Annotated in this window: 14 protein-coding genes; 5 read left to right on the forward strand and 9 right to left on the reverse strand. The window is 64.7% G+C overall.

Annotated elements, in window-relative coordinates:
* Positions 1 to 23 precede the first annotated feature (23 nt).
* The gene (gene phoB, locus AC3WL2_RS19145) at positions 24 to 713 is read right to left on the reverse strand and encodes a phosphate regulon transcriptional regulator PhoB (RefSeq protein ID WP_003253341.1); all 690 of its coding nucleotides are present in this window, start codon (positions 711 to 713) and stop codon (positions 24 to 26) included.
* A gap of 174 nt (positions 714 to 887) precedes the next feature.
* Here phoB and AC3WL2_RS19150 point away from each other — a divergent pair, with 174 nt between their 5' ends.
* Complete coding sequence (locus tag AC3WL2_RS19150; RefSeq protein WP_102684594.1) at positions 888 to 1259, forward strand: COG4315 family predicted lipoprotein; 372 nt, start codon at positions 888 to 890, stop codon at positions 1257 to 1259.
* 54 nt (positions 1260 to 1313) lie between these two features.
* Here AC3WL2_RS19150 and ubiA read toward each other — a convergent pair whose 3' ends face one another.
* On the reverse strand, positions 1314 to 2204 hold the full coding sequence (ubiA, locus tag AC3WL2_RS19155) for a 4-hydroxybenzoate octaprenyltransferase (RefSeq protein WP_102684593.1): 891 nt from the start codon (positions 2202 to 2204) through the stop codon (positions 1314 to 1316).
* Entirely contained in the window at positions 2204 to 2761 is a 558-nt protein-coding gene (locus tag AC3WL2_RS19160) for a chorismate--pyruvate lyase family protein (RefSeq protein WP_102684607.1), read from the reverse strand. Before AC3WL2_RS19160 ends, ubiA begins: the two co-directional genes overlap by 1 nt.
* 193 nt (positions 2762 to 2954) lie before the next feature.
* Here AC3WL2_RS19160 and AC3WL2_RS19165 point away from each other — a divergent pair, with 193 nt between their 5' ends.
* The 4 genes from AC3WL2_RS19165 to AC3WL2_RS19180 all read left to right on the forward strand — a co-directional run bounded on the left by AC3WL2_RS19165 (position 2955) and on the right by AC3WL2_RS19180 (position 5300).
* Positions 2955 to 3122: a rubredoxin gene (locus tag AC3WL2_RS19165; protein ID WP_102684606.1), complete on the forward strand. Its 168-nt coding sequence runs from the start codon at positions 2955 to 2957 to the stop codon at positions 3120 to 3122.
* A gap of 33 nt (positions 3123 to 3155) precedes the next feature.
* Complete coding sequence (locus tag AC3WL2_RS19170; protein WP_102684592.1) at positions 3156 to 4304, forward strand: NAD(P)/FAD-dependent oxidoreductase; 1149 nt, start codon at positions 3156 to 3158, stop codon at positions 4302 to 4304.
* Between the two features lie 188 nt (positions 4305 to 4492).
* On the forward strand, positions 4493 to 4789 hold the full coding sequence (locus AC3WL2_RS19175; protein ID WP_046857600.1) for an HU family DNA-binding protein: 297 nt from the start codon (positions 4493 to 4495) through the stop codon (positions 4787 to 4789).
* A gap of 133 nt (positions 4790 to 4922) precedes the next feature.
* A complete protein-coding gene (locus tag AC3WL2_RS19180; RefSeq protein WP_102684591.1) occupies positions 4923 to 5300 on the forward strand; it encodes a helicase in 378 nt (125 codons plus the stop codon).
* A gap of 90 nt (positions 5301 to 5390) precedes the next feature.
* On the opposite strand, the gene AC3WL2_RS19185 is transcribed toward AC3WL2_RS19180, so the two are convergent.
* From AC3WL2_RS19185 to exbB, 6 genes are all read right to left on the reverse strand, one after another.
* Positions 5391 to 6794 carry an aminoacyl-tRNA deacylase and HDOD domain-containing protein gene (locus AC3WL2_RS19185; protein ID WP_102684590.1) on the reverse strand — a complete coding sequence of 468 codons (1404 nt, stop codon included), beginning with the start codon at positions 6792 to 6794 and terminating at the stop codon, positions 5391 to 5393.
* Between the two features lie 78 nt (positions 6795 to 6872).
* Positions 6873 to 8951 carry an ATP-dependent DNA helicase RecG gene (recG, locus tag AC3WL2_RS19190; protein WP_102684589.1) on the reverse strand — a complete coding sequence of 693 codons (2079 nt, stop codon included), beginning with the start codon at positions 8949 to 8951 and terminating at the stop codon, positions 6873 to 6875.
* A 4-nt stretch (positions 8952 to 8955) separates the two neighbouring features.
* Positions 8956 to 9882 carry a hydrogen peroxide-inducible genes activator gene (locus AC3WL2_RS19195; RefSeq protein WP_102684588.1) on the reverse strand — a complete coding sequence of 309 codons (927 nt, stop codon included), beginning with the start codon at positions 9880 to 9882 and terminating at the stop codon, positions 8956 to 8958.
* Positions 9883 to 9976: 94 nt separating this feature from the next.
* Positions 9977 to 10711 carry an energy transducer TonB gene (locus AC3WL2_RS19200; protein WP_046857596.1) on the reverse strand — a complete coding sequence of 245 codons (735 nt, stop codon included), beginning with the start codon at positions 10709 to 10711 and terminating at the stop codon, positions 9977 to 9979.
* Positions 10708 to 11136, reverse strand: coding sequence for a TonB system transport protein ExbD (exbD, locus tag AC3WL2_RS19205; RefSeq protein WP_023632733.1), 429 nt, complete (start codon positions 11134 to 11136; stop codon positions 10708 to 10710). The genes AC3WL2_RS19200 and exbD overlap by 4 nt, the downstream gene beginning before the upstream one ends.
* Before the next feature lie 3 nt (positions 11137 to 11139).
* A complete protein-coding gene (exbB, locus tag AC3WL2_RS19210; RefSeq protein ID WP_102684587.1) occupies positions 11140 to 12120 on the reverse strand; it encodes a tonB-system energizer ExbB in 981 nt (326 codons plus the stop codon).
* Positions 12121 to 12235: the final 115 nt, after the last annotated feature.

Genomic DNA, 12235 nt, shown 5'->3' on the forward strand with positions numbered 1-12235 from the left:
TACAGCGGGCGCTTGGGCTTCGATCAGCTTTTGGTCGAGAAGCGATAGCCAGTGCCGCGGACGGTTTGTACCAGATTTTCGTAGGCTTCACCCAGTGCCTTGCGCAGGCGGCGGATATGCACGTCGACGGTGCGCTCCTCGACATAGACGTTGCCGCCCCAGACCTGGTCGAGCAACTGGCCGCGGGTGTAGGCGCGCTCCTGGTGAGTCATGAAGAACTGCAGCAGGCGGTACTCGGTGGGGCCCATCTCGGCCGGTTTGCCATCGATGGTCACGCGGTGGCTGATCGGGTCGAGCAGCAGGCCGCCGACTTCGATCGGCGCTTCGCTGTCGCTTGGGCCGGTACGGCGCAGCACGGCCTTGAGGCGCGCCACCAGTTCACGGGGCGAGAACGGCTTGGTGATGTAGTCGTCGGCGCCGACTTCCAGGCCCTGGATCTTGTTGTCCTCTTCACCCTTGGCGGTGAGCATGATGATCGGGATGTCGCCGGTCAGCTCGTCGCGCTTGAGGCGGCGGGCCAGCTCGATGCCGGAGGTGCCCGGCAGCATCCAGTCGAGCAGGATCAGGTCCGGCTTGCGGTCGACGATGATGGCGTGGGCCTGTTGCGAGTTCTCGGCCTCGAGGCAGTCATAGCCGGCCATTTCCAATGCAACGGCGATCATCTCGCGGATAGGCGCTTCGTCGTCGACGATCAGAATGTTTCTGCCAACCATGCTCAATTACCTCTCCCAGGAACGATGTCTTGGCCCGCATTAGATAACGGAATTATTGCAGCTGTGTGACAGGGCGTGGGCGGTTCTGGCGACATTGCGTGACTGGACTAGGCTACAAGGGGCCGCGAGGGCGGCGCGAACATTCAATCCACCCCTGAAACAATGGTGATTCCAATGACACGACATACGCTGAGCTGGATGGCCCTTTGCGCTGCGCTGGCAGTGCCGGGGGTGGCGTCGGCTCATCACGCCATGGAGAAGGATGGCATGTGGGTCGACCACGATGGCATGACGCTGTACACCTTTGACAAGGACGCTGGTGGCAAGTCCATGTGCAATGGCGAGTGCGCCAAGAACTGGCCGCCGTTGATGGTGAAGAAGGACGACGAGGCGCCGAAGGACAAGTGGACCCACGTCACCCGCGACGATGGCTCGATGCAGTGGGCCTATGACGGCAAGCCGCTGTACACCTTCGTCAAGGACAAGAAGGCCGGCGAGACCACCGGCGATGGCATGAAGGATGTCTGGCACGTCGCCAAGCCTTGATGCACCAGGCGTGGGAGCGCCGCTCCGCCGCTCCCACCATTGGCCTGCACAATTTCAGCGCAGCGCGTAGTCCAGCACCACACCCATGAAGATCAACAACCCCGCCCAGTGATTGTGCAGGAACGCCTTGAAGCACGACTCGCGGTCCAGCTTGCGCGTCGACCAGAATTCCCAGGCGAAGCATACCGCCGCCGCCAGCAGCCCCAGGTGGAACCAGGCGCCCAGTTCGAAGCGGTTGCCCGCCAGGAGCAGGCAGCCCAGCGACAGCAACTGCAGGCTCAGGATGATCACCCGGTCTGCCTCGCCGAACAGGATGGCGGTGGATTTCACGCCGATCTTCAGGTCGTCGTCACGGTCGACCATGGCGTAGTAGGTGTCATACCCCACCGTCCACAGCAGGTTGGCGATGTACAGCAGCCAGGCGCTGGCCGGCAGCTCGCCACCCGCGGCGGTGAAAGCCATCGGGATTCCCCAGGAATACGCCGCGCCCAGCACAACCTGCGGGTAGTAGGTGTAGCGCTTCATGAACGGGTAGCAGAAGGCCAGGGCCACCGCGCCGAACGACAGCCATACTGTTGTTGCGTTGGTGCACAGCACCAGCAGGAAGCTCACCCCCACCAGCAAAGCGCACAGCATGAGTGCTTCGCGGGGCTTTACCCGGCCGCTGGCCAGTGGCCGGTCGGCGGTGCGTTTGACGTGGCCGTCCACCTTGCGGTCGGCGAAGTCGTTGATGCAGCAGCCGGCGGCACGCATCAGCACCACGCCGAGGCCGAAAATCAGCACGTTGGCCAGGGTCGGCGAGCCGTTGCCGGCGATCCACACCGCCGACAGCGTCGGCCACAGCAGCAGATAGATGCCGATGGGGCGGTCCATGCGGCTGAGCTGGACAAAGTCCCAGGCGCGCGGGTGAAGGTGGTTGAGCGACTTGAGCAGTTGCAGGTACATCAGCGTTTTTCCTCCTTGGCCGCGTGCCACAGGGCGGGCAGGAACACCTCGGCCACCAGCAGGTCGAGGCCGTCGCGTTCGAAGCGCGAGCGCCGTCCCCACAGCCCGGCGCTGGCGACCTCGGCGGGCAGCCAGCCCTGTGGATAACTACACACTTCGATAGGGTGGCGGACGAACGCCTGGTCACAGAACAGCAGCTCGCCCAGCGAGCGGCTGCCCAGGGTCTCCAGGTCCAGCCCGCCGCGTTCCAGCGCCGTGCGGCTGGCCACGCTGCGAGCGAACACCCAGGGATGGTCATGGCCGCGCAGGTAGACCTCGCGCACCCAGCCCTGCGCGCCAGGACGCAGGCCCAACGCGGCGCATTCATCGTCACGCAGTGGCTGCCAGCCCTCGCACAAAGGAGTGACGCTGAAGTGGTCATGGGACAGACCGGTCAGGCGACGGGTCAGGGAGCCTTCATCGAACAGCCAGTTCAGGGTCGGCTGATCGGGCAGGGGCGCCAGTTGCGGATACGCCAGCCACGCGACAGCGGCTGCTTGCGGGGTTTCGTACGGCACGTCGGTATGCTTGATACAGGCCAGAGAGGCGGCGAGCTTAGCATGATTGCCGTCCTGGCTTGCATACTGCCAGCAGGCCCAGTACAAAAGCCGACCAGAGATTGCACGGTGGTCACTTGCAGGCGCGGGCGTGCCCCGCGACCAGGCCACCAACTGCAACGCACCAATGAGCCTGACCGAGGAACAGCACCCGATGAAAAAGTGGCAATGTATTGTCTGTGGCCTGATCTATAACGAAGCGGACGGCTGGCCGGACGACGGCATCGCGCCCGGCACTCGCTGGGAAGACGTGCCGGAAGACTGGCTGTGCCCTGATTGTGGCGTAGGCAAGAGTGACTTCGAAATGATCGCCATTGGCTGATCGCAACCCTGGTCTGAACAAGGAACGCACGACATGACGTCCCCCGTGGTGATCATTGGTACCGGTCTTGCCGGTTATAACCTGGCGCGAGAGTTTCGCAAGCTGGACGGCGACACGCCGCTGCTGCTGATCACCGCTGACGACGGTCGCTCCTACTCCAAGCCGATGCTGTCCACCGGCTTTGCCAAGCAGAAGGACGCCGACGGCCTGTGCATGGCCGAACCGGGCGCCATGGCCGAGCAGCTCAAGGCCGAGATCCGCACCCACACCCGCATCAGCGGCATCGACCCCGGCCACAAGCGCCTGTGGATCGGCGAAGAAGCGGTGGCGTACCGCGACCTGGTACTGGCCTGGGGCGCGCAGACTGTGCAGGTGCCTGTGGAAGGCGATGCGGGCGAGCTGGTCTTCCCGATCAACGACCTTGAGGACTACGCACGTTTTCGTGCCGCTGCCGCAGGCAAGCAACGGGTGCTGATCCTCGGCGCCGGCCTGATCGGCTGCGAATTCGCCAACGACCTCACCTTGGGCGGCCTGCAGTGCGAGATCGTGGCGCCGTGCGAACAGGTAATGCCGACCTTGCTGCACCCGGCGGCGGCCGCCGCGGTGCAGGCAGGCCTGGAAGGGTTGGGGGTGCGTTTCCATCTCGGCCCGGTGCTGACCCGCCTGCAACGCTCCGGGGCGGCACTGGAGGCGCACCTGTCCGACGGCAGCGTCATCCCGTGCGACCTGGTGGTGTCTGCGATCGGCCTGCGGCCGCGCACCGACCTGGCGGCCGCAGCGGGCCTGCAGGTCAACCGCGGGGTGGTGGTGGATCGCCAGCTGCGCACTTCTCACGCCAACATCTTCGCCCTGGGCGACTGCGCCGAGGTCGATGGCATCAACCTGCTGTACGTCATGCCATTGATGACCTGTGCCCGTGCCTTGGCCCAGACCCTGTTCGGCAACCCGACCGCGGTGGCCTATGGGCCAATGCCGGTCACCGTGAAGACCCCGGCCTGTCCGCTGGTGGTGTCCCCCGTGCCGGCAGGCCACGAGGGCACCTGGGTGGTGGAAGGTAGTGGTGGCGACCTGAAAGTGCTCTGCCATGGCGCCGATGGCCAGCTGCTGGGCTACGCCCTGACCGGCGGCGAAGTCATGGAGAAACTGGCGTTGAATCGCCAGTTGCCACCCTTGATGGCGTAAATAGCGGGCGTTCTGTCGGAATTATCCTGTTCTTGCCGCGACAATGGCCGCCCAGATACTGGCGCGGCCCCGGTCGGCGTGCCATCCTCACTGGCGTCTGCCGCAGCCTAGAGCCTGCGGTGCCTTGAACGCTGCTCCCTTCGGCAGCACGGCATAACAACAAGAAATCCCGTCAAAGAGGCTTCACTATGCGTAAACCAGAACTCGCCGCCGTCATCGCCGAAAAGGCCGATCTGACCAAGGAAAAGGCCAACCAGGTCCTCAACGCGATTCTCGACAGCATCACCGGCGCACTCGACAAGGACACCGTCACCCTGGTCGGCTTCGGCACCTTCGAAAAACGCCACCGCGGTGCCCGCACCGGCAAGAATCCGCAGACGGGCGAGCCGGTCAAGATCAAGGCCAGCAACACTGTCGCCTTCAAGCCTGGCAAGGGCCTGCGTGACAGCGTCAACGCACCGGCCAAGCCTGCCAAGAAAAAGTGATCGACAAGCCATCGAGACGGGCGCCTTAAGGCGCCCGTTGTGTTTCTGGTAAGCAAATGCGGCGAACTTGCATAAACAGGGCGATAAACGGATAAACTGCGCGACTCAGTCATTTTTCACTCGAGGCGCGTTGATGAAGTTTCGTTTTCTTCTCTGGGCCATGGGCTTGCTGATGGCCAAGGCCAGCCGCAACAACCCGGCGTTCCAGCAGCAGCTGCAGGACAAGGACCTGGTCTTCCAGATGCAGACGCTCGACGGCAAGGTTGCCCGGCACTTCATCGTCAAGGACCTGCGCATCAGCAGCAAGGGCGGCCTGCACCCGCAGCCGGCGTTCGCCATTGCCTTCAAAGATGCCGCCTTCGGTTTCGCCACGCTGCAGGCCGGTAACAAGCAGCTGGCGTTCATGCAGGGGATTCAGGAGAAAGACATCCAGATCAAGGGCAATCCGGCGCTGGTGATCTGGTTCCAGGGCTTGATGAAGTACCTGAAACCGAAGAAGAAAAAGGGTTGAGATCACCGGGGCTGCGGTTTGTCGCCACGACAAGCCAGCTCCCACAGAGCGGGCTGGCTGGCAAAAAGGGGCGCAAGGCGCCCCAACACATCAATGCGGCGCGTGGAACTGCGAGGCCAGCTCACGTAGCAACGCCTCGGCCTCCAGCACCTTGTTCACCACTTCTTGCGCCTTGTCCCGGGTCAGCCCCAGGCGCTCGAGCAGGGCATCCGGGATCTCGCCCTGTGGTCCCGAACCAATCCCGCGCGAGCGCAGCAAGCGAATAGCCAGGCACACCAGGTTCGGGAAGGCCGAGTGCTCACCGTCATAGGTCGGGTCATGCTGGAAACGCAAGGCTGTGGAGAGTTCGTCAGGCATGTCCCACAGCTTCATCAGCCAGGCACCGATCTGTTCACGGCTGATCCCCAGCAAGTGGTGTTCTACATAGCTGTGGCACAGGTGCGGGTTGACCTCCAGATGGCGGCAGATCAGCGAGAAATGTGGCGGGAAGACGTGGGCCAGCAGCAGGTAGCCGAAGTTGTGCAGCAGCCCGGCGAGATAGGTAAGGCCTGCTTCCGGGCGCTCTGCGCGCGGCATGGCGCGGGTCAGGCCCTCGATCACCGCCGCAGTGTAGATCGACTGCTGCCAGTACGGCGTGGCCTGTTGCGGGTGGTCCTTGGGCAGGCTCAGGGTCTTGCCCAGGGCCAGGCCCAAGGCCAGGTTGATCACCAGGTCGAAGCCCAATACCCGGACGATGGCATCTTCCACCGAACGGATCTTGCCGGGGGATGCGTAGTAGGGTGATGCCGCCCAGCTGACGACCTGTGCGGCCAGGGCAGGGTCGGTTTCGACTACGCCGGTGATGTCGTCGATGCTGGCATTGGGGTCGACGCGCAGCTTGATGATCTTCTGCGCGGTGTCGGCCAGCGGCGGAATTTCGATGGTCTGCTCCAGGCGTTGCTGGATGCGCCGGGCGGTGAAAGCCTGGACCGCGCGGATGACTTCCCTGGGAGGGCCGTCCAACTGATCGAAACTGAGGCGAATATCGCTGATCGGCTGGCCGAAGGTGCTGGCGCTGGCCTTGACCAGCATTTTCTTGAAAGCCGTCCGGCCAATTTCCAGGAGCAGCCCGGCTTCACCGGACTGGATCAGCAGGGTTTCGTTGTCGAGCAGGCTCTTTTCGTACTGGCACGGCGAGCTGGTCAATGCGGGAATGGCGGGCAGGGCCTTGAGATGATGCTTGTCGAGCATCTGCTTCAAGCGCTCCAGCGGCACGGCCTTTAGCTTGCGGCCGGTCAACTCCTCGAGGCGCTTGAGGTCCAGCAACTGGCTTTGCGGGAACAGCACCATCAAGGCACCGATCGCGTCATCGAGCAGTACGGCCTGAACGCGCGAGTTGGCCGGCAGCCCCGGGTGCTCGGGCACCTCGCGGAAGCTGACGTCGAGCTTTTCGAGCAACTGCCGGATAACAGACGGTGCGTGTAGGGTTGCGGTATCCAGGGCAACTTCAGTCATGGCCTGTATCCAATCATTTCTGTAAACGCGAAGTATAACCAGCCTGACCGCCAAGCTGGATCCATTATGGGACGGGCGTCACACCTGGCCATATTGTTGGCCGTGGCGCAACCAGCGGTCGAGTAGCGGGCTGACGTGGTCGGGCCAGCGTGCCAGCAGGGCCTGGGCGGCGTCGCGTACGGCCGGCAACAGGTCGGCGTCGCGCATCAGGTCGGCGACCTTGAACTGTAGCAGGCCGGTCTGGCGGGTCCCGAGCATCTCGCCGGGGCCACGCAGCTCCAGATCCTTCTCTGCTATGACGAAACCATCGTTGGTTTCGCGCATGATACCCAGGCGTTCGCGGCCGATCTGCGAAAGTGGCGGGTGATAGAGCAGCACGCAGTGGCTTGCCGCGCTGCCCCGGCCGACCCGGCCGCGCAGCTGGTGCAACTGCGCCAGGCCCAGGCGCTCGGGGTTCTCGATAATCATCAGGCTGGCATTGGGCACGTCGACACCGACCTCGATCACCGTGGTGGCGACCAGCAGTTGCAGCTCACCGGCCTTGAACTCGGCCATGACCGCCGCTTTTTCCGCAGGCTTCATGCGCCCATGGATCAGGCCCACGCGCAGTTCGCCCAGGGCGCTGCCCAACTCCTCGAAGGTACTTTCGGCAGCCTGGCAGGTCAGTTCCTCGGATTCCTCGATCAGGGTGCACACCCAGTAGGCCTGGCGCCCTTCGGCACAAGCGGCGCGGACTCGCTCGACCACTTCGAAACGGCGGCTGTCGGCGACCAGCACGGTATTCACCGGGGTACGCCCGGGGGGCAGCTCGTCGAGGACCGAGGTGTCCAGGTCGGCGTAGGCGCTCATGGCCAGGGTGCGGGGGATCGGCGTGGCGGTCATGATCAGCTGGTGCGGGCACAGCTGGCCCATGACGCCCTTCTTGCGCAGGGCCAGGCGCTGCTGCACGCCGAAACGGTGTTGTTCGTCGATGATCGCCAGGGCCAGGTGCTTGAACTGCACCTCGTCCTGGAACAGCGCGTGGGTACCGACCACCATGGGCGCGCCATTGGCGATCTGCTCCAGGGCGCTGGCGCGGGCCTTGCCCTTGAGCTTGCCGGCCAGCCAGGCGACTTCGATACCCAGCGGCTCGAGCCAGCGTTTGAAGGTGATGAAATGCTGCTCGGCAAGGATCTCGGTGGGGGCCATCAGCGCCACCTGGTAGCCAGCCTCCAGGGCCTGCAGAGCCGCGAGGGCGGCGACCACGGTCTTGCCGGCGCCCACGTCACCCTGTACCAGGCGCATCATCGGTTCGGGTTGGCTGAGGTCGTAGGCGATCTCGTTGCCGACGCGCTGCTGGGCACCTGTCGGGTTGAAGCCGAGGTTGGCCAGGTATTGCGCTGGCAGGCGGGTAGCCCTGGGCAATACCGGCGCACGCAGGCTGCGCTGGCTCTCACGCAGGCGCTGCTGGGAGAGCTGATGGGTCAGCAGCTCCTCGAAGGCCAGGCGGTGCTGGGCCCAGTGATGGCCCTCGGCAAGTTCGTCGAGGTCGGCGTCGGCAGGCGGGTTGTGCAGGTAGCGAATGGCATCGCTCAACGGCGCCAATTGGTAGTCGCGGGCCAGTTGGTCGGGCAGCCAGTCGGGCAGGCTGCGCGGGCCGAGCAGGCCCAGGCTCTGCTGGCAGAGCAGACGCAGGCGTTGTTGGGTGAGGCCTTCGGTGGTCGGGTAGATCGGCGTCAGCGTCTGTTCGACCGGCGGTGGCGCTTCTTCGCCGTTCAGCGCACGGTATTCGGGGTGGTAGATTTCCAGGCCCGAGGCGCCCGGACGTGCTTCGCCATAGCAACGCAGGTGGGTGCCTCGCTTGAGGCCCTCCTTCTGCGCATTGCTGAAATGGTAGAAGCGCAGGCTCAGCGTGCCGCTGCCATCGCCCAGGCGCACCACCAGACTGCGGCGCTTGCCCATGGTCACGTCAGCCCCGCTGACCACGCCCTCGATCACCGCGTCCTGGCCGGGACGCAGTTGGCCGATGGGGACTACGCGGGTTCGGTCCTGATAGCGCAACGGCAGGTGGAACAGCAGGTCCTGCAGGTTCTCCAGACCGACCTTGGCGAGTTTCTCTGCCATGGCTTCACCAACACCCTTGAGTGTGGTGACCGGGACGTTCGACAGCTCGGTCATGGGTTCAGGCCGGTTGTTCCACGGGCGGCTTGGCCACCGAGCAGAGGCGGATCGAGTCGGCGAGGATCTCGATGGCCTTCGGCCGCGGGAAGCTGGCGCGCCAGGCGATGGCCACGGTGCGGAACGGTGCGGGCGCGGTCAGCGGGCGAACTTCGATGACGCCCGGTGCATAGTGATGGCTGTGTACGGCCGACAGCGGCAGGATCGAGACGCCCAGGCCGGAGGCGACCATGTGGCGGATGGTTTCCAGTGAGCTGGACTCGACCGTGGTGTGCTTGGAGGCTTCGCCGCCCTTGTTCAGTGTCGGGCAGGCTTCGAGCACCTGGTCGCGGAAACAATGCCCCTCGCCCAGCAGCAGCAGGCTCTTGTCGTTTAGCATGGCGGTGTCGATGGTGTCCTTGGCGGTCCAGGGATGGTCGGCCGGCATCAGCGCACAGAATGGTTCGTCGTACAGCGGCAGGGTCAGCACGTCGGCCTCGTTGAACGGCAGGGCGATGATCACCGCGTCCAGTTCGCCGTTGCGCAGCTTTTCGCGCAGCACATGGGTGAAGTTCTCTTCGATGTACAACGGCATCTGCGGCGCCACGCGGTGCAGTTGCGGGATCAGGTGCGGGAAGAGATAGGGGCCGACGGTGTAGATGGCGCCGACCTTGAGCGGGGCGGTCAGCTGGTTCTTGCCGGCCTGGGCGAGCTCGCGGATGCCCTGAGCCTGCTCCAGTACCTTCTGCGCCTGGGCGACGATGCTCTCGCCGACCGGCGTGAGGCGCACCGCGCTCTTGCTGCGCTCGAAGATCAGCACGCCGAGTTCGTCCTCGAGCTTCTTCACGCCCACCGACAGGGTCGGTTGGCTGACGTGGCAACGCTCGGCCGCGTGGCCGAAGTGCTGCTCCTGCGCGAGGGTAACGATGTAGCGAAGTTCGGTGAGGGTCATAACGTGCGTCCATGAAGTTGCGGCCCCAGCATAGCGGCTGCAATCGATAGACGCACGTTATCAGACTTGCCGTTTTGTGACAGAAACAAAAACGTCAGCGTCGGTCCAGCGAGTACACGAACGGCGCAACCACTTCGATCGTGCCATTGTTCAGCAACTCCGCCGGAGGCTTGGGTACCGTGCCGGCACGGCGGATCATCTCCAGCGTGGCCCGGTCCAGCGCCGCGCTGCCCGAACCACCGGCCAGCGTGTACGACACCACCTTGCCTTCGGCGTCGACCACGAAACGCAGGCGGTTGATGCCCTGCAATCCACGGCGGCGAGCGTCCTCGGGGTACTTCTTGTACTTGGCCAGGTGGCGCAGCAGGTCGCTCTGCCAGCTCGGCAGGGCATTACTGTTGGACGCGATGCTTGGCTGCGGCGCCGCCGACTTCTGCGGTGGCGTGTTGCTGGGCGGTGTATCCGCCACATCGTCCTTGGCCGGCGGTTCGTCCTTCGGCGGCTCCAGCTTTTTCTCAGGCTTGGGCGGCTGTGGCTTGGCCTTGGGCTTGGGCGGCTTGGGGATGGCGATCTTCGGCTTCGGCGCCTCTGCCAGCTTGGGCAGCGGCGGCTCCTCGATCGGCGTCGGCGGTTTCGGGGCGGCCTTGGGCGGTGGCGGTGGCGCGGGCTCTGGCAGCGGTGCCAGCTCGACCATCATCGCTGCCGGCGGCAACTCGAGGGCCTGGGGCACCGACCAGTTGAGCGTCAGCAGCACGGCGACCGCGTGCACTCCCAGCACGATCGCCAGGCTGCCACCGTAGCGCGCCATGTTTGAGCGCGTTTTCGTCATTTCTTGGCTGCCGTCTCGAGTCCGACCAGGCCGACCTTGAGGTAGCCAGCGGCACGCATGGTGTTCATCACTTCCATCAGGTCGCCGTAATCGACGCCCTTGTCAGCCTGGAAGAAGATGGTGGTTTCCTTGTCGCCCTTGGTCTTGGCATCGAGCATCGCGCCAAGCTGGTCGCGCTGGGCCACCTCGTCGTCGCCCAGGTAGAGCTTCTTGTCGGCCTTGACGCTGACGAACACCGGCTTCTCGGGCCGCGGCGCGGGCTTGGCGGTCGAGGCGGGCAGGTCGACCTTGATGTCGACCGTGGCCAAGGGCGCCGCGACCATGAAGATGATCAGCAGCACCAGCATCACGTCGATGAACGGCGTGACGTTGATTTCGTGGTTCTCGGCGAGGTCGTCGCCACCTTCGTTGAGATGCAGGCCCATGGTTTACCCCACTTTCACCATGTGCGGGGCGGCGCGTTCGCCACCCTGGTGGTCCAGATCACGGCTGACCAGCAGCAGGACCTGGGCGGAGGCGTCGGACACCTGTGCCTTGTAGCCGGCGATGGAGCGGGCGAAGACGTTGTAGATGACCACGGCCGGGATCGCGGCAACCAGGCCCAGGGCGGTGGCCAGCAGGGCTTCGGCGATGCCTGGGGCGACCACGGCGAGGTTGGTGGTCTGGGTCTTGGCGATGCCGATGAAGCTGTTCATGATGCCCCACACGGTACCGAACAGACCGACGAACGGGGCAGTGGAGCCGATGGTGGCCAGCACGCCGGTACCGCTGCTCATGGTGCGACCGCTGGCGGCCACCAGACGCTCGAGGCGGAAGCTGACGCGCTCCTTGATGCCTTCTTTCTCGCGAGCGTTGGCCGACAGGCGCATCTCTTCGAGGGCGTCATGCACCAGGGTGTGGGCCAGGGTGCCTTCCTTGTTCGACACCTCGCTGGCCTCTTTCAGGCTCACCGAGCGTTTCAGGGCGGCGATCTCGCCACGCAGGCGGCGCTTGGCGCCCATCAGCTCGAAGCCTTTGGCGATCCAGATGGTCCAGGTGATGATCGAGGCGATGGCCAGGCCGATCATCACGGCCTTCACCACCACGTCGGCGTTCTTGTACATGCCCCATGGGGACAGGTCGTGGGCCATGCCCAGCGAGGTGTCTTCGACCATCGCCTGCACGTTCTCGTCGGCCGGTGCCTGGCCATCCACTGGGGCGTTGGCGTCGGCAGGCGCGTCGGTTGGCGCGGCTACCGGTGCCTGGCCTTCGGCGGCTGGCGCGGCCGGGGCGCTGGCGGCTGCCGGTGCGGCGGCGGTGGGCTCATCGGCCATGGCCACAGGGGCCAGTACCAGGCTGAACATCAGCGCGGCAATGGCGCGCCAGGCGCGCGACGGGGTTGGCGAAGCGGAAGGTTGAGTACGTGTCATGCTGGCCGGACCTGATGAAGAGAAATGGGTTGAGTTCTTCAAGGCCTCGAAGCAGGCCGAGAACAGACAGGGCCGCCATTATTGCAAGTAATTCTTGTTAACAAAAGAATGGAGA

The organism is Pseudomonas sp. FW305-96 (genome assembly GCF_058783825.1).

Coding starts and splice junctions, on each gene's coding strand:
- AC3WL2_RS19200 (WP_046857596.1), bottom strand. CDS start 10,711: ATGACGAAAACGCGCTCAAACATGGCGCGCTACGGTGGCAGCCTGGCG.
- AC3WL2_RS19195 (WP_102684588.1), bottom strand. CDS start 9,882: ATGACCCTCACCGAACTTCGCTACATCGTTACCCTCGCGCAGGAGCAG.
- exbB (WP_102684587.1), bottom strand. CDS start 12,120: ATGACACGTACTCAACCTTCCGCTTCGCCAACCCCGTCGCGCGCCTGG.
- AC3WL2_RS19170 (WP_102684592.1), top strand. CDS start 3,156: ATGACGTCCCCCGTGGTGATCATTGGTACCGGTCTTGCCGGTTATAAC.
- AC3WL2_RS19165 (WP_102684606.1), top strand. CDS start 2,955: ATGAAAAAGTGGCAATGTATTGTCTGTGGCCTGATCTATAACGAAGCG.
- ubiA (WP_102684593.1), bottom strand. CDS start 2,204: ATGTACCTGCAACTGCTCAAGTCGCTCAACCACCTTCACCCGCGCGCC.
- recG (WP_102684589.1), bottom strand. CDS start 8,951: ATGACCGAGCTGTCGAACGTCCCGGTCACCACACTCAAGGGTGTTGGT.
- AC3WL2_RS19175 (WP_046857600.1), top strand. CDS start 4,493: ATGCGTAAACCAGAACTCGCCGCCGTCATCGCCGAAAAGGCCGATCTG.
- AC3WL2_RS19185 (WP_102684590.1), bottom strand. CDS start 6,794: ATGACTGAAGTTGCCCTGGATACCGCAACCCTACACGCACCGTCTGTT.
- exbD (WP_023632733.1), bottom strand. CDS start 11,136: ATGGGCCTGCATCTCAACGAAGGTGGCGACGACCTCGCCGAGAACCAC.
- AC3WL2_RS19150 (WP_102684594.1), top strand. CDS start 888: ATGACACGACATACGCTGAGCTGGATGGCCCTTTGCGCTGCGCTGGCA.
- phoB (WP_003253341.1), bottom strand. CDS start 713: ATGGTTGGCAGAAACATTCTGATCGTCGACGACGAAGCGCCTATCCGC.
- AC3WL2_RS19180 (WP_102684591.1), top strand. CDS start 4,923: ATGAAGTTTCGTTTTCTTCTCTGGGCCATGGGCTTGCTGATGGCCAAG.